The organism is Pseudomonas sp. fls2-241-TYG-175 (genome assembly GCF_030209155.1).
Taxonomy (GTDB): Bacteria; Pseudomonadota; Gammaproteobacteria; order Pseudomonadales; family Pseudomonadaceae; genus Aquipseudomonas; species Aquipseudomonas viridiflava.
In genome coordinates, this window is sequence record NZ_JARVSO010000003.1 from 158,016 (window position 1) to 183,313 (window position 25,298).

General features: G+C 61.8%; 24 protein-coding genes. 7 read left to right on the forward strand and 17 right to left on the reverse strand.

Features of this window, described 5'->3' with window-relative positions; all coding sequences use genetic code 11:
* Nucleotides 1–37: 37 nt before the first annotated feature.
* Complete coding sequence (gene efeO, locus QRN20_RS03135; protein WP_285359995.1) at nt 38–1,246, reverse strand: iron uptake system protein EfeO; 1,209 nt, start codon at nt 1,244–1,246, stop codon at nt 38–40.
* A gap of 8 nt (nt 1,247–1,254) precedes the next feature.
* Nucleotides 1,255–2,109 carry an iron uptake transporter permease EfeU gene (efeU, locus tag QRN20_RS03140; RefSeq protein ID WP_122415094.1) on the reverse strand — a complete coding sequence of 285 codons (855 nt, stop codon included), beginning with the start codon at nt 2,107–2,109 and terminating at the stop codon, nt 1,255–1,257.
* Nucleotides 2,110–2,427: 318 nt separating this feature from the next.
* Between efeU and QRN20_RS03145 the strand changes: the two genes are divergently transcribed.
* Nucleotides 2,428–3,045 carry a DNA-3-methyladenine glycosylase family protein gene (locus tag QRN20_RS03145; RefSeq protein WP_162236554.1) on the forward strand — a complete coding sequence of 206 codons (618 nt, stop codon included), beginning with the start codon at nt 2,428–2,430 and terminating at the stop codon, nt 3,043–3,045.
* On the opposite strand, the gene ampC is transcribed toward QRN20_RS03145, so the two are convergent.
* Both ampC and QRN20_RS03155 read right to left on the reverse strand, forming a co-directional pair.
* Complete coding sequence (ampC, locus tag QRN20_RS03150) at nt 3,042–4,220, reverse strand: class C beta-lactamase (RefSeq protein WP_285359996.1); 1,179 nt, start codon at nt 4,218–4,220, stop codon at nt 3,042–3,044. The two genes, QRN20_RS03145 and ampC, sit on opposite strands and share 4 nt — an antisense overlap.
* A gap of 108 nt (nt 4,221–4,328) precedes the next feature.
* Nucleotides 4,329–5,222 carry a LysR family transcriptional regulator gene (locus tag QRN20_RS03155; RefSeq protein ID WP_058431175.1) on the reverse strand — a complete coding sequence of 298 codons (894 nt, stop codon included), beginning with the start codon at nt 5,220–5,222 and terminating at the stop codon, nt 4,329–4,331.
* A 39-nt stretch (nt 5,223–5,261) separates the two neighbouring features.
* Between QRN20_RS03155 and QRN20_RS03160 the strand changes: the two genes are divergently transcribed.
* The 5 genes from QRN20_RS03160 (at nt 5,262) to zapE (ending at nt 11,080) form a co-directional block, all read left to right on the forward strand.
* Nucleotides 5,262–6,668, forward strand: a complete 1,407-nt coding sequence (locus QRN20_RS03160) for a CitMHS family transporter (protein WP_350310287.1) — start codon at nt 5,262–5,264, stop codon at nt 6,666–6,668.
* Nucleotides 6,669–8,027 (forward strand): acyclic terpene utilization AtuA family protein, encoded by a 1,359-nt coding sequence (locus QRN20_RS03165; RefSeq protein WP_285359997.1) that lies wholly within the window; start codon nt 6,669–6,671, stop codon nt 8,025–8,027.
* Nucleotides 8,024–8,347 (forward strand): AtuA-related protein, encoded by a 324-nt coding sequence (locus QRN20_RS03170; RefSeq protein ID WP_029242218.1) that lies wholly within the window; start codon nt 8,024–8,026, stop codon nt 8,345–8,347. Before QRN20_RS03165 ends, QRN20_RS03170 begins: the two co-directional genes overlap by 4 nt.
* 124 nt (nt 8,348–8,471) lie before the next feature.
* A complete protein-coding gene (locus tag QRN20_RS03175; protein WP_285359998.1) occupies nt 8,472–9,917 on the forward strand; it encodes a SulP family inorganic anion transporter in 1,446 nt (481 codons plus the stop codon).
* Nucleotides 9,918–9,964: 47 nt separating this feature from the next.
* On the forward strand, nt 9,965–11,080 hold the full coding sequence (gene zapE / locus QRN20_RS03180) for a cell division protein ZapE (protein WP_285359999.1): 1,116 nt from the start codon (nt 9,965–9,967) through the stop codon (nt 11,078–11,080).
* Nucleotides 11,081–11,083: 3 nt separating this feature from the next.
* On the opposite strand, the gene rarD is transcribed toward zapE, so the two are convergent.
* The 13 genes from rarD to QRN20_RS03245 form a co-directional block, all read right to left on the reverse strand.
* Nucleotides 11,084–11,968, reverse strand: a complete 885-nt coding sequence (rarD, locus tag QRN20_RS03185) for an EamA family transporter RarD (RefSeq protein ID WP_057410220.1) — start codon at nt 11,966–11,968, stop codon at nt 11,084–11,086.
* A gap of 104 nt (nt 11,969–12,072) precedes the next feature.
* Nucleotides 12,073–12,729, reverse strand: coding sequence for an HAD family hydrolase (locus tag QRN20_RS03190; RefSeq protein WP_029242222.1), 657 nt, complete (start codon nt 12,727–12,729; stop codon nt 12,073–12,075).
* Between the two features lie 6 nt (nt 12,730–12,735).
* Nucleotides 12,736–13,965, reverse strand: coding sequence for an MFS transporter (locus QRN20_RS03195; protein WP_122429062.1), 1,230 nt, complete (start codon nt 13,963–13,965; stop codon nt 12,736–12,738).
* Entirely contained in the window at nt 13,962–14,876 is a 915-nt protein-coding gene (locus QRN20_RS03200) for an ABC transporter substrate-binding protein (RefSeq protein WP_122412501.1), read from the reverse strand. Before QRN20_RS03200 ends, QRN20_RS03195 begins: the two co-directional genes overlap by 4 nt.
* Nucleotides 14,877–14,884: 8 nt before the next feature.
* Nucleotides 14,885–15,481 (reverse strand): GDP-mannose pyrophosphatase NudK, encoded by a 597-nt coding sequence (gene nudK / locus QRN20_RS03205; RefSeq protein WP_043304620.1) that lies wholly within the window; start codon nt 15,479–15,481, stop codon nt 14,885–14,887.
* The gene (gene mtnP, locus QRN20_RS03210) at nt 15,478–16,386 is read right to left on the reverse strand and encodes an S-methyl-5'-thioadenosine phosphorylase (RefSeq protein WP_029242226.1); all 909 of its coding nucleotides are present in this window, start codon (nt 16,384–16,386) and stop codon (nt 15,478–15,480) included. The genes nudK and mtnP overlap by 4 nt, the downstream gene beginning before the upstream one ends.
* The gene (locus QRN20_RS03215) at nt 16,383–17,498 is read right to left on the reverse strand and encodes a fatty acid desaturase family protein (RefSeq protein ID WP_285360000.1); all 1,116 of its coding nucleotides are present in this window, start codon (nt 17,496–17,498) and stop codon (nt 16,383–16,385) included. The genes mtnP and QRN20_RS03215 overlap by 4 nt, the downstream gene beginning before the upstream one ends.
* A gap of 2 nt (nt 17,499–17,500) precedes the next feature.
* A complete protein-coding gene (locus QRN20_RS03220; protein WP_122429065.1) occupies nt 17,501–18,199 on the reverse strand; it encodes an HAD family hydrolase in 699 nt (232 codons plus the stop codon).
* Nucleotides 18,196–19,566: an NAD(P)/FAD-dependent oxidoreductase gene (locus QRN20_RS03225; RefSeq protein WP_285360001.1), complete on the reverse strand. Its 1,371-nt coding sequence runs from the start codon at nt 19,564–19,566 to the stop codon at nt 18,196–18,198. Before QRN20_RS03225 ends, QRN20_RS03220 begins: the two co-directional genes overlap by 4 nt.
* Nucleotides 19,547–20,635: a DegT/DnrJ/EryC1/StrS family aminotransferase gene (locus QRN20_RS03230; protein ID WP_043304628.1), complete on the reverse strand. Its 1,089-nt coding sequence runs from the start codon at nt 20,633–20,635 to the stop codon at nt 19,547–19,549. The genes QRN20_RS03225 and QRN20_RS03230 overlap by 20 nt, the downstream gene beginning before the upstream one ends.
* A complete protein-coding gene (locus QRN20_RS03235) occupies nt 20,632–21,144 on the reverse strand; it encodes an NUDIX hydrolase (protein ID WP_122433632.1) in 513 nt (170 codons plus the stop codon). Before QRN20_RS03235 ends, QRN20_RS03230 begins: the two co-directional genes overlap by 4 nt.
* The gene (locus QRN20_RS03240) at nt 21,145–22,260 is read right to left on the reverse strand and encodes a DegT/DnrJ/EryC1/StrS family aminotransferase (protein ID WP_122412497.1); all 1,116 of its coding nucleotides are present in this window, start codon (nt 22,258–22,260) and stop codon (nt 21,145–21,147) included.
* A gap of 37 nt (nt 22,261–22,297) precedes the next feature.
* Nucleotides 22,298–23,314 (reverse strand): Gfo/Idh/MocA family protein, encoded by a 1,017-nt coding sequence (locus QRN20_RS03245; protein ID WP_122412496.1) that lies wholly within the window; start codon nt 23,312–23,314, stop codon nt 22,298–22,300.
* Between the two features lie 832 nt (nt 23,315–24,146).
* Between QRN20_RS03245 and QRN20_RS03250 the strand changes: the two genes are divergently transcribed.
* On the forward strand, nt 24,147–25,298 hold the full coding sequence (locus tag QRN20_RS03250) for an MFS transporter (RefSeq protein ID WP_029242235.1): 1,152 nt from the start codon (nt 24,147–24,149) through the stop codon (nt 25,296–25,298).

Below are 25,298 nucleotides of genomic sequence, written 5' to 3' on the forward strand. Positions count from 1 at the left end.
GCTGTGCTGTGCTCCTGATGGGCGGAATCGGTTCGGTTCAGAGGCCGGACAGGCCGAGTGCCGGGTCGATGGTGTTCAGCGCGTCGGCCAATGCCGCCGCCTTGGTCGCGATCTGCTTGCGCTGTCCGGCATCGACCTGGTCGTAAGGGCGATAGCCGTCGTCGGTCTTCAATGCGTCCAGCGTGGTGTCCAGATCAGCCATGGCCGCATCGATTTTCTGCAATTGATCGCCTGCACTTTTGCTCAGCAAGGGGCGCAGCAGATCGACCACCTTGCGCGTCCCTTCCAGATTGGCGGCGAAGCCATTCAGATCGCTGTGGCTGTAACGTTCTTCTTCACCGTTGCTGCGCACATCGGCCAGGCTGCGCATGTTGCGAGTGACGATGGCGGCGAGTTGCTCCGGGGCCAACGACTGGGCCAGCAATTGTTGCTTGAGCTGGGTCACGTCGGTCTGCAGACGCTGCGCCACCGGGCTCAGGCCCTCGACACTGCGCTGCTCGAACAGCGTGTATTCGATGCGGTGGAAGCCGCTGAAGCCCGGGTCCTGCTCGCGTTTTTCGTAGTAATCGGCGCGGGCGTTGATGGCGTTGTCCAGCTCGGCCAGACGCTGTGCGGCGGGGGCGATGCGCTGGTAAGCGGCACGCGCTGGCAGGTAGGCGGCTTGCGCGGCGCTCAGGTCGCCCGCATCGATGGCCTGCTGCAGGCCGGTGACAGCCTTGATCAGCGCCGAGCCCTGCAGGCTCAGGTACACGCGGTATTCGGACAGCGGACCGATGAAGGCGGTCATCGAGGGACGTGCCTTGGCCTTGGCGTCGGACTCGGCGGTAGGCGTCACGTGCAGCGTGCCGCGCGGGTTGCTCAGCAGACCACACGTGATGGCGTAATCGCCAGGCGCCAGGTTGGCATTGATCACCTGGCTCAGGCCGGGCGCAATGTTTTCCCGTTCTTCGATCACCAGTACGCCATCCAGAATTTCCCATTCGACGGCGCGTTCCGAGCGGTTGACGATGCGAAAAGCGTTCTGGCCTGCCGCCACAGTGAGGGCATTCGGCTCGCAGTTGTGGGCGTGAATGTTGACCACGGTTTCAGTGCCTGCATTGGCGGCGCGCTTTTTGGCGGCCACCTGCGAGGCGTAGTAGAACAGCCCGCCCGCAGCGATCATCAGGATCACGGAACCGGCGACTGCCAATCGCAGGACACGGGGAGGCCGGGCTTTCTCGGAAGGCCCTGAGGGACGGTTCGACATGGGTGCCCTTATTCGTTCGTCACGGAAGATGAATGTTGCTGCAACGGTGTGCGGCCGGACGGGGCGTGCGGCAGGAAAAACAGCACCAGCGCCCCGATCAGGTAAATGAGGTAGACACTCAGGGTGCTGACCGTCGGTGCGTCCTGGTAACCGAACATGCCAGCCAGCACCGAGCCGGTCGGACCGTCCATCGGCAGCCAGGCGCTGATGTCGAAGACCACGTCCTGCAAGTGGTTCCAGACGCCTGCTTCATGCAGGGCCTGCACCGAGTTGGCCAGGATTCCAGCTGCCACGATCAGAATGAACAGGCCGGTCCAGCGGAAAAACAGGCTCAGGTTCAGGCGCATGCTGCCGCTGTAGATCGCCACACCAAAGCCGACGGCCAGCAGCAGGCCGAGCAGGGCGCCCAGTGGTGCGCCGGAGCCTTCGCTCTGCTGGAACACGGCGAGCAGGAAAAAAACGGTTTCCAGACCTTCACGGGCCACGGCGAAGAACACCATGGCGATCAGCGCGTATGTCTGGTTTTTCGAGCCGGTGAGGGCAGCGTCCAGCGATTCATGCAGCGCGTGCTTGATCGAACGCGCCACCTTGCGCATCCAGAACACCATCGAACTGAGAATGCCTACGGCAATCAGGCCGACGATGCCTTCGAACAGTTCCTGCTGCTTCTGCGGAAACTCGGCGCTCATCAGCTCCAGGCCGCCGCCGACGAACAGCGACAGTGCGATTGCCAGGAACACACCGATCCAGACGGCGGGCATCCATTCGCCACGGCCGGTCTGCTTCAGGTAACTGGCGATGATGCCAACGATGAGCGCGGCTTCGATGCCTTCGCGCAGCATGATCAAAAACGGAACGAGCATATTTCACCGGGTTGAGACTGAAGACGCACTTGTTTCGAGAGTCTCGGCAAACGGATCGACCGGACACAATGCGTAACATAATGATACTCATTCTTGAATGGAGAAAGTTGTTTTTCGTCCGAAAGTCGTTTTTGCGATGTCGTTCAGGCGAGGTTCAGGTTTTTGAGGCGGGGCGTGGGAACTCCCTGAAAACGTCCGGGTTTGCAGAGTCCGGGGGCGATGCGGCACAGTGGATTGGCCTCGCATTGCGCTTTTTTATGGACTATCAGAATGTCAGCAGAACCGGAAATGCCCATTGCCCATGTTCAGGCCACTGAAATGCTCAAAGCAGTGGATGGGCGCTGGCAATCGTTGATAGACCATGTCGGCCCTTGCCTGCATCCGGTCACTGCTGCGCAGGACCCGTATCAGGCGCTGGTCAAGGGTGTCGCGTATCAACAGTTGCACGCCAGGGCGGGTGACGCGATGGTCACGCGCCTGTGTGCGCTGTTTCCGGCTTCACGTTTCCCTGAACCGCAGGCGCTGGCTGAACTCGATGATCAGGCGTTGCGGGGCTGCGGGTTCTCGGCGTCCAAATGCCGGGCGATCAAGGCGATTGCCGCTGCCAGAGTCAGCGGTCTGGTGCCGGACGTGGTTGAGGCGCTGACCTTGAGCGACGAGGAACTGATCGCTCGTCTCACCGAACTGCCGGGAGTAGGCCGCTGGACGGTCGAGATGATGCTCATCTACGGACTGGGCAAGCTGGACGTGATGCCCGCGAGTGATTTCGGCGTGTGCGAGGGCTATCGACGGCTGTACGGCCTGGAGCTCAAACCCACACCGAAGGCCATGACCGCTCTCGCCGAACGGTTCGCGCCATTTCGAACCGTTGCGGCGTGGTATCTGTGGCGTGTGCCGGTCGACTTCGCGGCTGGCGAGCAGGTTCCTGAAGCCTAGGGTTTGCAGTCGAAGCACTGCACCTGATTCAGAATCCGGTACGCCAGTTTCACCCGTTCCTCGTTCTGGTAGTTTCGGTTGGCCAGGATCACGATGCCCAGTTGCTGCTCGGGGATGAACGCGACGTAGCCGCCAAAGCCGTTGGTGGAACCGGTCTTGTTGACCCAAGTGTTGGATTGCGCCGCAAGGGGCGGGGTGATCGGCTCGGCTTTCTGAGTTTGTAGAACCATGTTGCTGGCATTGCCTTCAAGCAGCGTGTCGAGCTTCACCGGCATCGGGTACTGCTCCCAGATCAGGTCCTGAGTCATGCCGCCGACTTTGAAATAACCGGTTCGGGTGTCCTTGAGCGCTTGTTGCAGGGGCGCGTCGTACTGGCCCCGGCCCATGTTGGCCTCGATAAAGGCCAGCACATCGCGGCTGCTGGACTTCACGCCGTAAGCTTCGGATGCCAGCACGCCGGGATTGACCCTGACCGGCTCATCAAGCTTGTTGTAACCCTGTGCGTAGCGCGACATCTGCTCTTCGGGCACGGTGAGGAAGGTGTTCTTCAGGCCCAATGCCGGAAACAGTCCTTGCTGCATGGCGTTCTCGAAAGGCATTTTCATGCTGCGCGCCGCAACCAGCCCCAGCAAACCGACGCTGGGATTGGCGTAGCTGCGGTAGGTGCCGGGCAGGTAGTCGGGTTGCCAGGCCTTGAAGTACGCCATCATCTGTCCGGTGGTCTGGACCTTGTCGGGAAACTGCAGTGGGAAGCCGCCCGCCGTGTGGGTGCCCAGATGGAAAACCGGCACCTTGCCCAGGCGTGTGTCACGCAATTGCGGCACGTAGGTGTCGATGCGCTCGGTCAACGACAACTGCCCGTTGGACTGCGCCCAAGTGGCGAGGGTTGCGGTGAAGGTCTTGCTGATTGAGCCCAGTTCGAACAGCGTGTCCGGGGTGATGGCCTGAGGGGCATCCTTCGACGCTGTGCCGTAGGTGTAGAACTGTTGCTTGCCGTTGTGGGTAATGGCAATCGACAGGCCTGCGATGCCGTTTTCATGCATGACTTTGCCGGCGGTTTCTCGCACGAAGTCGTCCAGTTTCGGGTTCTGTTCCTGGGCAAGCGCGAGCGAAGAGGTCAGCGTGAGGCCGGTCAGCAGCACGGCCTGCAATGACCGCTTTTGATTCCATTGCATGAAAGCATTCCTTGTTTTTAGGGGTAAGTCTGTTGTTTACGAAGTACTGAAGAAACCCCGTATTTGTGGGGGGGCGCCACCACAATGTGGGGTTTGCCAGGACGCGACTCAACAGGCCTCGCTAGTCAAAACCTCTCTCATCATCTCCACGAACCGATTCGCCGCGGGGCTCAGGGTCTGTTCGGTACGGGTGATCAGGCCGATTTCCCGGCTGACGCCAGGGTGGTCGATGGGCACCTGAACGGTGTCGGACCGGCCTTCGTCGGCCGACTCCGGGAGCAGGGTCATGCCTAGCCCCTGGCGCACCAGCGCCAGAACGGTCGACATGTAGTTGGCCTCAAGGCCGGGCACCAGGGCAAGTCCTTCGTCGGCGAACAGTTGCTCGACCCGCTCGCGCACGCTGCTGTCGCGTCCGGTCAGAATAATCGGCTGGCCCGCCAGATCGGCCAGGCTGACTGACGCTCGTGTGGCCAGCGGGTGAGCGGCGGGGACGAACAGCCGCAGTCGGTCCACCATCAGGCCTTCGAACTCCAGCCCGTGGCTCATCCGGGCGCGAACGCCGAGCCCGAAATCGACTTCGCCTTCACGCACCAGCGCGTCGATACGTTGCGCCACAACATCGCGCAGGCGCACTTCAATGCCGGGAAACCGGGTGCGGAATTCACGCAGGATAATCGGCAGCGAACTGGAGCACATCGAGGGCAGAGCGGCGAGGGTCACTACGCCCCGGCGCAAAGCCGCCAGGTCCCGCGAACCGCTGACGATGTTGTCCAGATCCAACAGCAGCTTTTCCATGGGCTGCAAATTGTTCTGTCCCGCCGCCGTCAGGCTGACGTGGCGTGGGCTGCGTTCCAGCAGCGCAACGCCCAGCCACTCTTCCAGTTGCTGGATCTGAACGGTCAGCGCGGACGGCGAGAGGTTCAGCTCCACCGCAGCCTTGGTAAAGCTGCCGCTGTGAGCGACGGCCAGGAACGCCCGGATGTGCTGGATCGAATTCTTCATGGGCTGGCGATGCTCGCGATCAATGTTCTGTTTTTTGGAATGAGAGGTGCCGAACATTTCAATTTACAAAGCATAACCCCGTTTCGATACTCGTTGAAAACAACAACAGCTCGTCCCGCCACACATTGGTCAGGGATGACAAGGAAAGCCTCCATGCTCGCCACCCTCGGTGTCATTACCATCCTCTGCCTGCTCGCGGCTGTCATGAGCAAGCGTCTCTCGCCCCTCGTTGCTCTTATTGCGTTGCCCATCATCGCGGCCCTGATCGGCGGCTTCGGTCTGCAGACCAGCGCCTTCATCATCACCGGCATCAAGAACGTCGCGCCAGTGGTGGGCATGTTCGTGTTCGCCATCCTGTTCTTCGGAGTGATGACCGATGCGGGCATGCTCGACCCGATCATCGACCGCATTCTCAAGGCCGTCGGCACACGCCCGACGCGAATCGTCATGGGTACGGCGCTGCTGGCGTTGCTGGTGCATCTGGACGGTTCCGGCGCGGTGACCTTTCTGGTGACCATCCCGGCGATGCTGCCGCTCTACACGCGGCTGGGCATGGACAAGCGCATTCTGGCCTGCGTCACGGCCATGGCGGCGGGGGTCAACTTTCTGCCCTGGACCGGTCCGGTACTGCGCTCGTCTGCGGCCTTGCACGTGCCGGTGGCTGACCTGTTTCAGCCGCTGATTCCGGTGCAGATTGTCGGTCTCGCCTTTGTCTTCGCCTGTGCCTGGTTTCTGGGCCGACGTGAAGAGCGGCGTCTGGGCCTTGGCGCGGGAGCGCAGGTCGATGTGGTGCCCAAGCGGGTGCTCACCGAACAGGAAGAGCTGCTGCGTCGGCCGCGTCTGTTCTGGATCAACCTGTTGCTGACCATCGCCGTGATGGGCGTGATGATCTCCGGTGTCGTCGATCCGGTGGTCATGTTCATGCTCGGCACTGTCGTTGCGCTGTGCCTCAATTACCCCAACGTCGATGCCCAGCGCACCCGCATCGATGCTCACGCCAAGACCGCGCTGACCATGGCCAGCATCCTGCTCGCGGCCGGGGTCTTCACCGGCATCATGCAGGGCACCGGCATGCTCAAGGCGATGGCCGAAGTGGCGGTGCACCAGATTCCGGCAGGCCACGGCAAATTGATCCCGATGGTGGTGGGGTTCATCTCGATGCCGCTGAGCCTGCTGTTCGACCCGGATTCGTTTTATTTCGGCGTGATGCCGGTGATTGCCGAGGTCGGCAAGGCCTTGGGCGTCGAGCCGTTGCAAGTGGCCCAGGCTTCGCTGTTGGGTGTGCACACCACCGGCTTCCCGGTCAGCCCGCTGACGCCCGCAACCTTCCTCCTGGTGGGCCTGTGCAAGATCGAGTTGGCCGATCACCAGCGCTTCACCATCCCTTTCCTGTTCGCAGCCTCGGTCCTGATGACCCTGACTGCCATGCTCCTGGGAGTGTTCTGAATGAAAACCCTGCGCATCGGCTCCGGCGCCGGTTACTCCGGAGACCGCATCGAGCCCGCCGTCGAGCTGGCCGAACACGGCGAGCTGGACTACCTGATTTTCGAATGCCTGGCCGAGCGCACCATTGCGCTGGCGCAGCAGGCCCGATTGAGCGACCCCGACGCCGGTTACGATCCGCTGCTGAGCGAGCGCATGCGCCGAGTGCTGCCCTTTGTCGGGCGCACTGCCGGTTCGCGCAGGTTGCGGGTCATCACCAACATGGGCGCGGCCAACCCCTTGGCGGCAGCGCGGGAGGTGCGGCGCATCGCGGCCGAACTGGGTTTGTCAGGGGTCAAGGTCGCGGCCCTGACCGGTGATGACGTACTGGCTGCATTGCAGACCGATGCTTCCAGGCTGATGGACAACGACATGACGCTGGCTTCGCTGGGAGACCGGCTGATCTCGGCCAACGCTTATCTGGGCGCCGAAGGCATCGTGCAGGCGCTCGAAGCCGATGCCGACGTGGTGATTACCGGCCGGGTGGCCGATCCGTCGCTGTTTCTGGCACCGCAGATGTTCGAATTCGGCTGGGCTGCCGATGACTGGACCTTGCTGGGACGCGGCACGCTGGTGGGTCATCTGCTCGAATGTGCGGGCCAGATCAGCGGGGGTTACTTTGCCGATCCGGGTTTCAAGGACGTGCCGGACCTGGCACGGCTGGGTTTTCCGCTGGCAGAAGTCAATGCAGCAGGGCAGGCGACGATCACCAAGGTTGAAGGCTCGGGCGGACGGATCGACACCGCCACTTGCACCGAACAGCTGATCTATGAGGTGCATGACCCGGCGGCTTACCTCACGCCCGACGTGAGCGCAGATTTTTCCGGGGTCAGCTTCCAGAGAGAAGCCGAGAACCGGGTACAGGTTGCCGGAGCGGATGGTCGTGCGCGGCCCGAGACCCTGAAGGTGTCGGTCGGCTATCTGGATGGCTGGATCGGCGAAGGGCAGATTTCCTACGGCGGGCCCGGTGCGCTGGCGCGGGCGCAACTGGCGCGTGAAGTCGTTCTGGAGCGTTTGAAGCTGACGGGCGTGATTGTCGAAGACCTGCGTGCCGAATTGATCGGCGTCGATGCCTTGCATGGCAGCAAGTTGGGTTCGCGCGCCACGGCCGAGCCTTGGGAGGTGCGTTTGCGCATCGCTGCGCGTTGCGTTGAGCGCAGCGAGGCCGTTCGGGTCGGCAATGAAGTCGAGACGTTGTACACCAACGGACCGTATGGCGGTGGCGGGGCGACCAAGGCAGTACGTCAGGTGGTGGCAGTCGCTTCGCTGTTTGTGCCGCGTGATGCTGTCAATCCCGTGATTCATCTGGAGGATTCGGTATGAGTGTTCCCATCAGACTTCGAGAACTGGCCCACTCGCGGACCGGCGACAAGGGCGATACCTCCAACATCTCGGTCATCGCTTACCGTGCAGAAGACTACGCGAGGCTGTGTCAGGCACTGACCGTTGATCGGGTGGCGGCGTACTTCGCGCAGTTACTCGACCCGCAAGCCGGGCCGATTCGGCGTTACGAGCTGCCCAATGTGCATGCCCTGAATTTCGTGATCCCCGGCGTGTTACGCGGCGGAGTGACCCGGTCACTGGCACTGGACGCCCATGGCAAGGCGCTGGGTGCTGCGTTGCTGGACATCGAAATTACCTGACGTGACTGAGCCTGAAGGGTCAGGCTGAACCCTTGCAGCAGTGGCCGGTAGAGACGTGTTTGCGTAACATGCCCCCTTTTTCGCACCGCTGCGGGCTGTTCCGCAGACGTCGTTCAGGTCAGTCATGAAAACAATCCGTCTACGCGCCGAAGTCCTGGCAGGGCTCACCACATCCTTTGCGCTGGTGCCCGAGTGCATCGCCTTTGCGCTGGTGGCGCACCTCAATCCGCTGATGGGCCTGTATGGCGCGTTCATCATCTGCACGTTGACGGCGTTGTTCGGCGGGCGACCGGGAATGGTCTCCGGGGCTGCGGGGTCGATGGCCGTGGTCATCGTGGCGCTGGTGGTGCAGCAGGGCGTTCAGTATTTGCTGGCGACGGTATTGCTGAGCGGCCTGTTGATGATCCTGTTCGGCGTCTTGCGCCTGGGCAAGCTCGTGCGGCTGGTGCCTTATCCGGTGATGCTCGGCTTCGTCAACGGCCTGGCCATCGTCATCGCCATGGCCCAGTTGGAGCATTTCAAGGTCGGCGAGGCCTGGCTGAGTGGGACGCCGCTTTACGTGATGCTGGGGCTGGTCGCGCTGACCATGGCCGTGGTCTATGTGCTGCCGCGTGTGACCCGCGCCGTGCCGCCTGCGCTGGTCGCGATTCTCGGCATCGGCCTGGCGGTGTATTTTCTTGATCTGCCGACCCGGACGCTCGGCGACATGGCCCACATCGCGGGTGGTTTGCCGATGTTCAACCTGCCGGACATTCCGTGGAATCTGGACACCCTGCGCATCATCGCGCCGTACGCGATCCTGATGGCGCTGGTCGGCCTGCTGGAAACCCTGCTGACCCTCAACCTGACGGACGAAATCACCGAAACCCGAGGCTACCCGGATCGCGAATGCGTGGCGCTGGGCGCGGCGAACATGGTATCGGGTGCGTTCGGCGGCATGGGCGGCTGCGCGATGATCGGCCAGACCGTCATCAACCTCAGCTCCGGCGGACGGGGCAGGGTGTCCGGGATTGTCGCGGGCATGATGATTCTGATGTTCGTGCTGTTTCTGTCGCCGTTGATCGAGCGCATTCCCTTGGCGGCGCTGGTCGGTGTCATGTTTGTGGTGGCCCAGCAGACCTTCGCCTGGGCCTCGCTCCGCGTGCTGCGCAAGGTTCCGGTGAACGACGTGCTGGCGATCATTGCCGTGACCGTCGTAACGGTGCTGACCGATCTGGCGACGGCCGTGCTGTTCGGCATTGTCATCGCTGCGATCAACTTCGCCTGGCAGCAGGCTCGTGAGCTATACGCCGACAGCCATGTCGAAGCCGACGGCAGCAAGATCTACCACCTGCACGGCACGCTGTTCTTCGCCTCGGCTACACCCTTTCTCGACCAGTTCAACCCGGCCGAAGACCCGGCGCAGGTCACGCTGGACTGCCGTCACCTGAGCTTCGTCGACTATTCGGCCATCGCTGCACTCAAGACCCTGCGCGAGCGCTATGCCAAGGCGGGCAAGCATCTGCGCGTCGTCCACCTGTCCGAGCGCTGCAAGCGGCTGCTCAAACGTGCGGGCGTGCAGCACGCCTGAACCTGTATATGCTAAGTGTCTTTTCTGTTGCCGAAGGTGCGTGATCGATGAGTGCCGTGTCTCCTCTGGATGCCTACGAACGTGCGGTCAAGCGTGGTTTTCAGCCCGATGAGGCGCAGTTGCAGGCGGCCCGTCAGCTTCAAGCCTGCTACCTGGCGCTGGCCGAAGGGCGTGGCCGGGCGCAGGGTGTTTATCTCTGGGGGCCGGTCGGGCGCGGCAAGACCTGGCTCATGGACCGTTTCTTCGAAAGCCTGAGCGTTCCGGCCCGGCGTCAGCATTTTCATCACTTCATGCGCTGGGTCCACAAGCGCATGTTCGAGCTGATCGGCACACCGCATCCGCTGACCGTGGTGGCGAAAGAGCTGGCGCGTGAAGTGCGGGTGCTGTGTTTCGACGAGCTGTTCGTCACCGACATCGGCGATGCCGTGATTCTCGGTGGCCTGTTGCAGGTCATGTTTGAGGAAGGCGTGGTGCTGGTCTGCACCTCCAATCAGCCGCCGGATCAGCTGTACAGCCACGGTCATAACCGTGAGCGTTTCATGCCTGCGATCATCGCCATCCAGAAATACATGAACGTCGTCGCGGTGGACGGCGGCGAGGACCATCGTCTGCATCCCGGCCAATTGCACCAGCGTTACTGGGTGGCCGAAGCCGGACGTCCCAGCGCCCTGCAAGGGATTTTCGACACGCTCAGCGCCGGGCAGCCGATCCACGATTCCCAGGTCATGCTCGGCTACCGCAGCATCAATGTGGTTCAGCATTCTGACACGGCGGTGTGGTGCCGTTATCGGGATCTGTGCGAACAACCTCTGGCGGCGATGGACTTCATTGCCCTGTGCGACCGGTTCTCGGTGATCCTGATCAGCGAAGTGCCGTCCCTGAGCGCAGCGCAACGCGAATCGAAAATCGCCCGTGGCACCGAGGATGGTGTTGAGCAGGTGGCGGCGGGGGACCGTGAATTGCCGCAGTTGTCACCTCACGACGACGGCGTGCGGCGCTTCATTGCGCTTGTGGACGAGTGCTATGACCGGCGCATTCCGTTGTATGTCGAAGCGCAGGTGGCGATGGATGCGTTGTACACCGAAGGCTACCTGTCCTTCGCGTTCCGCCGCACGCTGAGCCGCCTTCAGGAGATGCAACTGGAGCGTTTCACCGAGCACTGAGGCTCAGGCCGCATCCCGCCGGCGCTGGGCCAGCATGTGTTTGGCGCCTTCCAGAATCAGCACGCCCACCGCGATCCAGATGGGTATGTAAGTCAGCATTTCGTCAGGGCTGATACTTTCGCCCAGCAGCAGCGCAACGCCCACCAGCAGCACCGGCTCGACGTAGCTGAGCAGCCCGAACAGACTGAACGGCAGCAGACGACTGGCGATGATGTAACTGACCAGCGCCGAGGCACTGATGATGCCCAGCACCGGAATCAACAGATAGAGAATGGGCGTCTGCTGGATCGCGAGCGGATGCCCGTTGGCGATGAACCACAGGCCGATGGGCAGCATGAACAGCATGTCGAACCACAGCCCGCCCAGGTTATCGGTCTTGAGTCTGCGCCGCAGCACGAAGTAAAGCGGATAGCCCCCGGCGACCAGCAGCGTTTCCCACGAGAAACTGCCCAGTCGCCACAGCTCGTGGCCGACGCCGATCGTCGCAAAGGCTGCCGCGATCTTCTGCAGATAGGACAGGTGTTCGCCGTACACAACGCGCCCGGTGAGAATCATGCTCAGCGGCAGCAGGAAATAGCCGAGCGAAACTTCGAGGCTGCGACCATGCAGCGGTGCCCACATGAAGATCAGCAATTGTGCGCCCAGCAGGACCGACGACAGCAGCAGCCCGAAGAACAGCGCCGGTTGTTGGCGCAATCTGGCGGCGAGTGCACGCACCAGCTTCCAGTCGCCACTGATCAGCATAAACAGCGTGGCGCAGGGCACGGTCAGCAGCATTCGCCAGCCGAAGATTTCCTGGCCGTCCAGTGGCTTCATCAGCGAGGTATAGAAATACATGACCCCGAACAGCACTGAAGCCAGAACCGACAGCACGACACCTTTGTACACAGCGGCCTCTTGGGTCTATCAATAAGACGCTCTGCCCCGGTTTGGGGCAAACGGCTGCCAGTTTAGTGTGCGGACGGGCAAAAAGCTTCAGTGCAGACGGACTATCACGCTGCCGGCTTCAGAAATCGCCACAGGATGTCGGACTCGAAGTCCTTGATCACGCTGCGGGCGCCTGCTTCGCGAAGCTGCTGTTCCTGCAACCCGGAGAGCATCCCGAAGGTATGAATGCCCGCGGCGTGCGCCGATTGCACGCCTGCCAGCGAGTCCTCGAAGGCAATCGCCTCGTCTGCACTGACGCCCAGTAATTCCAGAGCGGTGAGGTAGGGCATGGGGTGCGGTTTGCCGCGAGCCAGCTCGCCGCCGATCACAATGGTCTCGAAACGATCGACAATGCCCAGTCCGGTCAGCATGGCCATGGCGTTCTCCCGTGGCGCGTTGGTGACCACGGCGGTTTTCAGCCCGAGTTGCCCGGCATGGTCGAGAATGCGCAGCACGCCCGGGACGGGGATGGTTTCGCCAAGCTGGTCGCGAAACAGGGCTTCTTTCTCGGCCGCCAACGTTGTGTAGTGCGAGGCGGGCATATCGGGAAACAGACCGCCGAAAATCATGTCGTCCGGGAAGCCCATCACATTGGCTTTGTAGTAGCTGATATCCATCGAGCGATCCCAGCGTGCCAGCAACTGGTTGTAGGCATTCAGGTGCAGCTCATCGGTATCGATGAGGGTTCCATCCAGGTCGAACAACAGCGCACGAAGGGCCATTGAGTGTTACTCCTTTGAAGGGGCAGTGGTGCCGCCGAAAGCCCAGGCGCCGCGAAGCGCCGGCACCCACGGCAACATGAGAAGCGGGTAGATGATCAACAGGCTGAAGGCGGCCTCGACGCCGATTCGTTCGGACAACAGCCCCAGCAGAAACGGCGCCAGCAGCAACGCGACGCCGACCGCCTGAGATGCCTGGGTACTCAACGCAGAGCTTGCGTGGGGCGCGATGCGCATCGCAGAGCCCAGAATCAGCGGGAAGAAGTTTCCGAGGCATGCACCCAGCACAAAGGTGAAAACCGCAGTGCCCACCAGACCTTGAATCAACGACAGCACCAGCAGTGTCGCGATGGCGCTGAAGATCACCATGGTCAGCAGCGTCAGAGGCGATACGCGGCGCAATGCGAAACTGCTGGCCAGACGTCCGCAGACGGTGCCGGCAAAATAAAGACTCATCAGGGTCGCTGCCACCGAAGCGCTGGTTTGCACATGCGTCTTCATGTATTCCGCACCCCAGAAACCCACACCCCATTCGGCCGAGATGCCGAGAATCACCAGTGCCCACAGGCTCAAACGCGTCAGGCGTGACGCAGGCAACGTATCCGGTGATGCGCCGGTTGCCGCCGTTGCAGGCGGGGTTCCAACCTCGGTTCGATGGATGTCCGACGGCACGCAGAACATCAGCAGCGCCCATGCGCTGACCAGCAGCGGAGCGGTGCGCCACGACAGCCCGATGGCAGTTGCTCCGCCCACCAGCAGCGCGCCCCCGAGCACACACAGCCCGGCCACGACGTGGGCTTCCACCAGTTTCGCCGCGGCCTGCTCGCCATAGCGTCTGCCGAGCATGGCTTGTCCGACCGCCATGACTAGCCCGCCGGAAAAACCCAGTACCACACTGCCGGGCAGTGTCATCGGCAAGCCTGCCGCCACGGCAAAGAACCCGCTGGCCACGATGATCGAGCCTATCGCAATGCGCCCCGTGCCGATGGCTGAAGTCCTGCGCTCAAGCCAGCGATACGGCACGCCGATCAGCACCAGACCCAACGCATAGGCGGCGAAGTGCAGGCCGGTCCAGCGCAGGTCGAGACCGAATTCGGCGCGCAGAAAGGGCATCAAGGGACCGAGCATGCCCTGTTGCGCCCCGAACAGGCCGAACATCAGATAGATCGACCATGGTCGTCCCTCCGTCCGGGATGAGGCGAGGGCTTGAGTCGACTCAGGCTGCGCCATCCCGCTCATAGGCCTGCCCCGGTGTCGAAGAGTGCCTGCCAGCGTGCGCAGCGTTCAACCTTGGCGTGGCTGGCTGCGATGGCATCCAGCGGCTCGGGACCGGTCGCTGCCAGCGTGTCGCTCGATGAGCCGCCGACCACGACCTTGCCATAGCGTCGGCTGATGGCGGCAGCATCGTCCGAGAGCATCCAGCCGAGCGCCAGGCTGGCCTTGACGGCGTGCTGCGAACCTTCGCGGCAGCCGAACGCCTCGAACTCATAACGTTGCGCATCTGCCGGTACGCACCAGCGCAGCGACGGGTGCTGCAGCGCGGCGCGTGTGGCGGCGGTGGACACCGTGACGCCCACCCACGCCCGGCCGTCGAGCACCGCTTCTATGGGGGCAGTCGAAGAACCGCTGATGGCAGGTTGCAGGCGGGCTATATCCGCCAGCCGCGCCCAGGCCTGTTCGCCGTAATGCTCAAGCAGTGCACTGAGGTGCAAATAGCCTGCGCCGGAGCGGCCCGGATCGGGCAGGGCGATGCGTGTCGACCAGGCAGGTGCGCACAGGGCTTCCCAGCACAGTGGCGGTTCCAGGCCATTGGCAGCGAGGACCCGCGGGTCGTAACAAAAGACGGGCACGAAGCCTGACGGGCTGAACCAGCGTCGGCCTGCATCGACTGCGTCCGGCGGCAGGCTCGACACATCGAGTGCATCAAGGACCCGCAGCCTTGAGGTCAGTGCAGGATCAAGAAGCGCAGTGGCGGCGGTGCCCAGCAGCAGGTCCCAGTCGCCGGCCGTGCCGTCGATTACCCGTTCGATCAGTTCGGACGTGGACCAGCGCGACAGGCGCACAGGCATCCCGGCATGCGCCTCCATTCCCGCAATGAATTCCGCGAGCTCGGCGTGCTCCATCGAGCTGATAGCGATCAGTTCATCCATGCGCAGGGTCACTCCAGCAGTCGGTGCAGTTTGGCGTACTGCAGCAGCATGATGGTTTTGCCGTCGCAGATGTCGCCGGTGTCGATCATGGCCAGTGCCTCGTCCAGTGGCAGCTCCAGCACTTCGATTTCTTCGCCTTCACCTTCAAGGCCCCCTCCGGCGCTCAGCCGGTCTTCGTCAAAGTATTCGCCGACGAAGAAATACAGCCGTTCGGTGACCGATCCGGGGCTCATGAAAGCCTCGAACACCTTGCGCACTTCCTGAATGCGATAGCCGGTCTCTTCCTCGGTTTCCTTGCGGATGCAGGTGTGGGGATCATCGCGGTCCAGCAGGCCGGCACAGGTTTCGATGAGCATGCCGTCGTGTTCGTTGACGAACGCAGGAAACCTGAATTGCCGGGTCAGCACGATGGTCTGTTTCAGCTTGCTGTACAGCAGGATGGTCGCGCCGTTGCCCCGGTCATAGGTCTCGCGGCTCAGGGTGCTCCACGTACCGTTGCGGCCGAGAAAGTCGTAGGTGGTCTTGCGCAGCACGTACCAGTTGTCCGACAGCACATCGACCTGCTTTATACGCACGCGATCCTTGGTGGCGATGGTCCCTGTCATGGCTTGGCTCCCAGATGAGTCGCGTTCGGGGCAACGGTCAGCAGGCGCGCGATCATTTCTGGATCACGATGCTGCGGGGCGGTCATCACCGCCGTGTCCAGTGCATGATCACAGCCGTATTCACAGGTGCCCTGGTGCTCGCCCAGACGCGTGACGGCTTCGGTGACCAGACGCCGTGTCAGCGTGAAGGTGTCGGCCATCCGTTCGGCCACCAGCGTCGCGTTCACGTCTTCGTGAGCTTCGTGCCAGCAGTCGAAGTCGGTGGGGATGGCGATCATCGCGTAGCAAAGCTCGGCTTCGCGCGCCAGCTTGGCTTCCGGCATGGCGGTCATGCCGATCACGGTGCCGCCCCATTGACGGTACAGATGGGATTCGGCGCGGGTCGAAAACTGTGGCCCTTCCATGACCACATAAGTCCCGCCATTGAGTGCCTGCACGTCGGCGGTCTGGGCGCTGGCTGCCAGCACGGCGCGCATCCGGGAACAGACCGGATCACCAAACGGCACATGGCCGACCAGCCCCGGACCGAAGAACGTCTTGTCGCGCTGGATCGTGCGGTCGATGAACTGATCGATCAGCACAAAACTGCCCGGCGGCGCATCGTGGGTCAGGCTGCCCACCGCGCTGACCGATAACAGCTGGGTGCAGCCGACGCTGCGCAGGGCGGCAATATTGGCTCGCACGTTGATGAACGACGGCGGGATGGTGTGCCCGATGCCATGGCGCTGCACGAACGCGACCGGCACGTCGTTGAGCGTGCCCAGTGTGACGGGAGAGGAGGGTTTGCCGAATGCGGTTTCGCATTCCACTTGCTGGATGTCTTTCAGGCCGGGCAATTGTTGAAGCCCGCTGCCGCCGATGATGCCGATCCGTTGAATCTGCCGGGATGCCGATGAGTTAGTCACACGCTGCCTCTCGTCTTCAGGGTGGTTTCAGGTTGTCCGGTGTTTGCGACCAGACGCTCGTACAGTTCGGAAAGCGCCGTGGGTGCATTGCCGCGTCGCAGCAACAGGCCTTCGCTGGCGTTGTTGCTGTAGCGTGGCTCATGGATTTTCAGGTGACGGTCTATCGCTGGCAGGTAGTTCCAGCGAACGCCCGGGTACAGTGAGTGCGCCAGATGATAGGCATCGGACGTGGGGGCAATGAAGACGCGGATCAGCCAGCCGGTCAGACCGAAATAATCGGTTGGACGGCCTGCGAGGTACTCCAGGTCGCGCCGGTCGCGTGAAGTCCCCTCGACAAACCAGCGATGTTCCGTGAGCAGCGACACCCAGGCGAACACCGGGTAGGAGGTCAGCAGTGGAACCAGCCAGCCAAACAGCACACCTTTCCAGCCGCCCGCCCAGTAAAGCAGCGCAGCGACGGTCAGCAGGCACACCACACGGACCACGGTGGTCAGATGCGAGTGGTTCAACAGGCTGCTGCGGGCCATGGTCGTCAGGTTGACCCAGGCGCCACGCGGCGTTAGCGGATAGAGCAACAGCGCGTAGAAACCGCCTGGAGAAATACCGGCGACGTAGCCCCCTGCATGGACCCTGGCCCGGTTGGGGTCGAGGCTCGGATGATTGGGGTTGCGATGGTGTTCCAGCGTATGGGTCTGATGGCGGCTGCGCATGTCGCGCTTGAAGGCCGGGAACTGATAGAACACATTGCTCAGCCACCATTGCCATTCATGATTGGGACACAGCGCGAAGTGCACGGCATTGTGTCCGAACTCCTGCAGGGCGCGCAGGCGTCCGCCGGTCCAGAGCACCACCGCCAGCCACATCAGTGGCGTCGAATAGAGCGAGGCCAGCAGTACGGCGGCCACGATGTCCAGCCATGTCCAGAGGAACGGCAGCGGCGCGAGCCAGCCGTCCAGTGGCCGGTAGTACTGTTCCTTGCGGCCGGGCGTTCGCGGGATCAGCTTGAGCAGACGCAGGATGCGCGTGCTATCGCGGTAATAAAAGGCAACCAGCGCACGCAATAACAAGGCCGTGGCGATCAGGCCGATCAGAACCGTCTGTGAAGTTTGCACGGTCATGCGCTCCCGGTTTCGGTTTGCAATGCATGGGCAGGGGCGAAATGTTCGAGCAGCTCGCCCAGATTCTGGAACAGCGGGGCACCGCTGATACGCAGACGCTCGATGTCCTGATGGCCGGTCGAGACCAGCACCGGCGACCAGCCCACCGCGCACGCGACATCGAAATCGTGCAGCGTGTCGCCGATGAACAGGGTCCTTGACGCCGGTTTACCCAGCGTCTGCTGCAGCACCAGCGCCTCGGCGGTCTTGCTGGTGGCCTGGTTATGGCTCAGCCCGACAACGTGCTCGAAGCGGTCATGCAAACCCTTGGCCTTGAGCGTCTGCACCAGCACATCGCAATGCGATGCCGACAGGATTGACACGCCAATGCCGGCGCGCATGGCAGCGTCGAGAAACTCGATCACATAAGGCTGCAGCGGGCACTCGGCCACGTGGGCATCGAAGTGTTCGAGGTAACGCTGCACGATGGTCGGGAAGGGCACGCGGTCCAGATCGAAACCCAGCGCCGCGTAGAAACCGGCAATCGGGAAGTCGAAACGCGCCCGGTACAAGTCAGCATTGATGGGGGCGACATCGTAATGCTCGCCGCACCGGTTGACCGCGAAAACCGCCAGGTCGATGTCGTCGATCAGGGTTCCGTTCCAGTCGAACACCACGTGTTCGATGCCGGAAAAGTGCAAGGAGTCGTTGGTCATTGTCGGGTGTTCCAGGGCAGAAGGGCATTGAGCGCGATGCGCGAGGCAATGGCGGGAGCGTAGAGCCGTCCGGGCGCTACCACCAGATTGGTCACGCCTATCTGGGTTTCCAGTGCACGACGATTGTTGGCCGAGAGTCGGCCAAGCCCCGCGCCGTACCAATGGTCGAAACGGGTACGCCAGGTGCGTTCGCCCGACGTTTCCGGAAAGCGGAAGTCTTCAGTAGTGGCCATGTTCCAGGCGCCGTCGACCACGGCGCACAAAAGCCCCTGCAACTGGTGACAATCCAGCGAGCCTTCCAGCAGCGCCTCCAGCCGGGAATCGATGCAATCGGCTTCGAGTGCGGCAATGGTCATGCCCTGGCTGTACAAGGGATTCATGCTGCTCAAGGCGTCGCCTGCGACCAGCAATCCTTCTGGCCATTGCTCGAGCCGGTCATAGTGAGTACGGCGGCTGCCGGGCATCTTGAAGGTGAATACCTCGGACAGGGGTTCGGCTTCGCGGATAACGTCATGGATGTCCGGCACCGGAAGATCGGCGAGGGCTTGCAGAAAGTCGTCCGGGTCCTTGCCCGGAAAGTGGCCGAACCAGCCGCCGGTGGTCACCATCCAGCGGTCCCCTTCAATGGGGCTGATCACGCCCATCGAACGTTGGATCGGGGCCTTGGGCAGCACCAGCAGGACTTGCCATTGCTCGGCGAACGCAGGGATTCTGCGATAGATGCGCGATGCGTACCCCAGTTCGGTCTTGACCACGCTGTTCTGCACCGTGCCAAAGCCCGCCTCCTTCAGCCACGACGGCAGATGCGTGCCGCGGCCGCTCGCGTCCACCAGCAGATCACAGGACAGGCTGCGCTCGCCTGTGCCGTCGTCGATGAACACGCCGCGCACATGGCGTTGATCGTTGTCACCGGCAAACCCGATGCGGGTGACCCGCGTACCGGACAGGATGTCCACCTGCGGCACTGTCGTCAGGCAACGGCGCAACTGATTGTCGATAAGCCTGCGGCTGCAGTAGTGGGCGTTGATACCGCTGCGATAGCGGTTTTTCCAGCGCCCGCCCTGGAACCACTTCACGTCATGGCCCAGGTCTGCCACCTGAGCACCGCCTTCCTCGAGTGCGCTCAGGATGCCGGGAAAGATCCCTTCGATGATCTGCTTGCCGCGCAACAGCAGCAGGTGAACATGGTGTTCCTGTGGAATGCTTTGACGCGGCCCGGTCTCGTCGTGGAAGTCGCTTTTCTCGATCACCGTGACACGCTCGAAACGGCGTGCAAGCACGGCGGCAGTCAGGCAGCCGGTCACACTGCCGCCGATCACCACTGCATGCCTGGCACGTGAAGCCGGTTCAGTTCGGGGAGTAGTCATTGAGCACCTTGGCCATGTAATGCAGGTCGTCGTCCGTCAGGCTCGGGTGCAACGGCACCGTTGTCAGAGAACGCAGCAGCCTGGCAGCGTTTGGGCAGTCGCGGTGATAACGGGTGAGTATCGGCATCTGGTACAACGGCTGATTGTCGTACTTGCCGATGTCCGATTCGATGCCGTGCCGTTGCTGGTAGTGCACCAGCTGACGCCCGTCATGCCCGACCGATTGCAGCAACAGTGAATAGCCATTGGTTTCGCCATGCCTGACCAGTGGCAGCTCGCGGAACGCCGGATTGTTCAGCAGGCCCAGCAACCGCGTGCGGTTATCCAGACGCCGCTCCCGGTGCGCTGCAAGATTTCGTGAGCGCGCCAACCCGAGGGCAGCCTGCAGGCCGCCCAGTTTCAGATTGATGCCCAGGGTCTCGCCGGTCAGGTTGCCGAAGCGAGTGTAGGCGCGGATACGATGGGCCCGCTGATCGTCGTCGGTCATGACGAAGCCGCCTTCACCGGTCGATATGAACTTGCAGTCGTGGGTGCTGAAGCAACTGATGTCGCCATGCTGCGCGAGCCAGGTTCCCTGCAGACGCGTCATGTGAGCATGGGCCAGGTCCTGAATCAGCGTGATTCCGGCGTCCTTCGCAAACGCCCAGGTCTCGTCCGAACGGATCGGATAACCCCACATCGGCACTTCGATGACGGCACAGGTCCGCTCGCTGATGCAGCGTCGCAGATCCTGCGGGTCAAGCCCGAAGCTGTCGGGCGCGACGTCGCAGAACACCGGCACCAGCCCGAGCGAGAGAATCGGCAGGACCGTACAGATGGGGCCGGTCGGTGCGACGATGACTTCGTCGCCCGGCCTGAAATCGACCCCGGCCAGCGCAGCGGTGACTGAGGCTGCGCCCGACGACACAGCGATCACATGACGAATGCCGTACAGCGCGGCGAGGGCGGCCTCGTACTCTTCGACCACCGGCGAGGTGCCGGTCAGGCCCGAGTGCAGGGCGCGCTCCAGTTCGCGCAAGTCGTCGGGCGAGTCCATGGCGCCTTTCTGCGTCAGGGTTCGCAGGCTCATGACGACACCTTCATCCCCACCAGATCCCACAGTGCATCGTCTGCGAAGACCCGGTCCACCATTCGCCGGAAGTTGGGAAACATCTTCAGATCGGCCGTCTCCTGAAGGCTGAAGAACCGCGCATGCTCGACTTCTCTGTCGTCCGGGCAGGCACGCAGACTGGTCGCCGTGACGTAGATCAGGTCCAGGTGATAATGCGGCCCGCGCTTGTCGTCGATGTACTCGCACAGCACCCGCCACGGCTGATGCAGCACGGTGACGTCGGTTTCGAGGTCTGCAAGCGCTTCGTCGCGCTCACCCAGCAGCTGGGCGTGGATGCCGGTCTCTTCGAAAATCTCCCTCAGCACCGCCTCGTCAGGCGTTTCACCCTGCTCGATATGGCCGCCCGGATAAAGCCAGACGCCCAGCTTGCGGTGATGCAGCAGCAGCATCTTCCGGTCCGGGTTCAACACGAACCCGGACGCCGTGAAGTGCCGATCCAGTTGTGAGCGATCGAGAGGTTCGTTCATTTAGACGGCACCGTACTGGTTGATGCGCTCGGCCATGTAATCCAGTTCGGCGTGGGTGATATCCGGGTGAACCGGAATGGTCGTCATGCCCGCCAGCAGGGCCTCGGCATTCGGGCATTCGTTGCGGTACTGCGCCAGGGCCGGAAATTCGTACAGCGCCTTGCAGCCATAGCGTTTGATGTCGGAGGGAATACCGGCGTCATCAAGGTAGTCAATGAACGCACGATTGTCGGCAAAGTGCAGTTCGAGGTTAAGAAAGTAATAGTTCGGCTGGCCGCCCTTGATGATGGTCTTCTCACGCACTTTGCTGTGATCAAGCTTGCCGAGAAAGTACGCCGCATTCGCCCTGCGCTTCTCGATCTGCCCGGACAGTGAAGCCAGACGGCTGCCGCCCAGCGCTGCGGGCAGTGCAGCCAGTTTGTAGTTGAGGCCGAAATCCTTGCCGTTGAGGTTGCCAAAACGGCTGTAGTCACGGCAGCGCTTGGCCAGGGCATCGTCGTCGGTGAGGATGAAGCCGCCTTCGCCGGTTGCCAGTGGCTTGCGTTCATGAGTACTGAAGCATGAGATGTCGCCGAACCGGGACAGCGGCTGACTGTTGAGCGTCGTGCCGTGGGAGTGGGCCAGGTCGAGGATGAGCTTGATGCCCAGCGCTTGAGTCAGGCTGTGCAATTCATCGACTTCGCTCGGATAGCCCCACATCGGGATGTCTATGATTGCTTTGGTCTGCGGGGTGATGCGTGCCTTGATCGATGCCGGATCCGCACCGAAACCATGGCTGCGGGTGTCGACGAAAATGGGGTTGGCGCCGGCAGCGATGATCGGATAGATGGTGCACAGCGGGCAACTGGGCGTGAGCAGAACATCGTCGCCCGGACCTACGCCTGAGGCATAGATCGCAACGCTGAGTGCTGCGCCACCCGAGGACACGGCGATGGCATGCTGCGCATCGAACCAGGCCGCAAGCTTGCTCTCGTATTCACCGACCACATCGCTGGTGCCCGACAACGGGCGTTCGAGTGTCTGCTGCATGGTCAGCAGGTCGTCGGCGTATACCGGACGGTATTTATCCGAAACGGGTGGGCGTGCGGTCACGGCATTTGAAAGATTGGCTGACATTTTACAGGCTCCGAAACAGGCGTTGATGGGCGAGGGGTCAGGCGCTGAGGGCAAGGTCGGGACGAACGGCATCGGCGTCGCAGATGCTCTCGATGACCCGGTAGGTCGGCCGCAGGCTTTCGAAGCTCGCCTCATAAGCCGTCTTGTTGCGCACGGCGGCGAAGAATTTTTCCAATTCGCCGAAATAACCACTGCGCTCGTAGCCCGAATCCAGCGGGCCTGGCTGCCAGGCGCCGCGCCAGCGTTTGCCTGCACCGGTGGCGCTGGTGCCGTGTACCGGCTCGTGCATGGTGATGTTCCACAGGTTGTTGAGCTCGACCATCATCGAGTTCGAACTGACGATCCTCATGTCGAATTCGAAGTAAGGGAACATGGTGCCGCTGAGCAGGCTGACCGTGGCGCCGGTGGTGAATTGCAGCTCCAGGCTCACCAGCAGCGAATCGCCATGACGCTGTACGCGTGACTCGATATTGCGCAATTCGCCGCCGCCAAAGGTGACGCCCAGATCGATGGTGTGGATCGCCTGCGCCAGCAGGAAAGACCGCAGGGTCGAATCCAGTCCCCACAGCGGTGAGGTCGGTTTGCTTGCGTAATGATTGAGCTGGATATGCACGATCTCGCCGAATTGCTCGGTACTGGTCATCTGTCGCAACTGGCCCATGGGTTTGGCGAACTTGAAGTTCATGCCGACACCTGTGACCACGCCGGAGCGATGGCTGGCCTCAATCAGTTCTTCCAGTTCGGCAAGGGTGAAGCAAGGCGGTTTTTCAACGAAAACGTGAACGCCTCTGGCCATCGCCTTGAACGCGAGATCCCGGTGCGCCTGAGGCGGGCAAGCCATGACCACCGCATCGAGCTGGGCGGAGGCAAGCATCTCGTCGAAGTTGTCGGTGATCATGACGTTCGATACGAAGCGATTGATCTGCTCGGCGCGGCCACGGTCGCTATCGCAGACCGCGACAATACGGATATCCGGCATTTGCAGAAGTGTGGGCAGCAGGTTTTCCTGCATCTGTGCGCCAAGACCAACGATGCCAACTTTGAGTCCAGTCATAATCATCTCCTCATCGGTAAAATCGGATGTATTCATTGGAAAACACGGGCGAACGCGTGCACGAAATCCTCTCGGGCTGCCTTGGGAGCAAGCCGATCAGGTTCAGCGTTCGGTCAAGTCGGTTATGCGGGCTTATGTGCCCTATATCGTGGAATCACGTCGGCGGCGGAGCCTGCTCTCGTGTGTCGCAGCCTGAGTCGGGGCAGGCGTTGTCGTCTGTCGGGTTTCAATCGCTGATCTGGCACGCGCCTCGCCAGTGGAGTTGTTCAGTTCTAACGTCCTCAATTGCAGGGTTTTCGCCAGCCGGGAGCGCAGCGATGCGTCAGCGTTCCGGTCAGGGGCAGGGCACTTGAAGACGGTTGCAAAGTACTGATGTGTTGCCTTGAACGAGGACGTTTCGCTGTCTGAGTGAAGCGTATCCATAAACCAGTCTTCCTTGAATTACAGGTTCTTCCCTGGCGCGGTCGATGCTTCGTGATGAAGCCGTCGCAGCAGACTGTCGCACCGGTTACGTGCGAAACTGAATCTATATCGACGCCTACTGCATGGCAACCTGCGCTCATAGAACCAAAGATTATTAAAAGACGTTAAGGGACTTATGTATGTGAATGAGGTGGGCGCCTATGGTTGTCGATGCTTATGATTAATAACAAGTTTCTGTTTTGATCAATGAATACTGGCTTTTGGCCTATTTTGATAACATGTGTATTTGATTTTTAAGGCATAAGCTCATAATTTTTAGACTTGCATTTATGTTTTAAGCCCGCAGTTAACCTTTTTTATACGGATCGTCACTTGTGCTGACGGCATCCGGCCTCAACAAGGAGCATGCATGACCTCTTTCAGCACCGTAGCCCAGGATGCCAAGGCGCGGGCCGAACAGTCTTCGACGCGTATTGCGTTTTTCATTGCCGGTTTCAGCGTCGCCTCGTGGGCACCACTGGTGCCTTACGCCAAACAACGGATGGGGCTCGATGAGGGCACGCTGGGCCTGTTGCTGTTGTGCCTGGGCGTGGGTTCCATCATCGCCATGCCGCTGGCCGGGGCGCTGGCCGCGCGATTCGGTTGTCGGCGTCTGTTGGTTATCTCGACGCTATTGATTTGTCTGTGCCTGCCGCTGCTGGCGACCGTATCGAGCCTGCCGTTGCTGATCGCTGTGCTGTTTCTGTTCGGTGCCAGCATGGGCGGCGTGGACTGCACGGCCAACGTGCAGGCGGTGATTGTCGAGCGGGCCAGCGGCAGGACCATGATGTCGGGTTTCCACGGCCTGTTCAGTCTGGGCGGTATCGTCGGCGCGGCCGGTGTCAGCGGTCTACTCAGCCTGGGCATTTCGCCGTTCGCATCGATGCTGGTCGTGGTCGCTCTGACGCTGCTGGCGCTGGCCAAGGCCGCGCCCAATCTGTTGTCCTATGGCAGTCGCTCTGACGGCCCGGCGTTCGCCATTCCGCATGGCGTGGTGCTGTTCATCGGGCTGCTGTGCTTCACGGTGTTTCTGGCCGAAGGTGCAATGCTGGACTGGAGCGCGGTGTTCCTGACGTCGTTGCGCGGTGTCGAGGCTTCCTACGCCGGACTGGGCTATGCGGTGTTCGCCGCGACCATGACGCTGGGACGGCTGTTCGGCGATGCGATCGTGCGCCGAGTCGGTTCCAACCGGGTGATTATCCTTGGCGGATTGTGCGCAGCGGCAGGTCTGGCCGTGGCCACACTGATTCCGGCCTGGGAAGCGGCGTTGCTGGGGTATGCACTGGTCGGCGCAGGTTGCTCGAACATCGTGCCGGTGTGTTACAGCGCGGTTGGCCGGCAGAAAAGCATGCCGGAAAGCGTGGCAATCCCGGCAATCACTACCGTCGGTTACGCCGGGATTCTGATCGGGCCTGCTGCCATCGGCTTCATCGCCCATGTCAGCAGCCTTGAAATCGCTTTCATGATCGTCGCCGTGATGCTGCTGGGCGTGGCGATCGGCGGGAGCAAATTGAGGACCTGA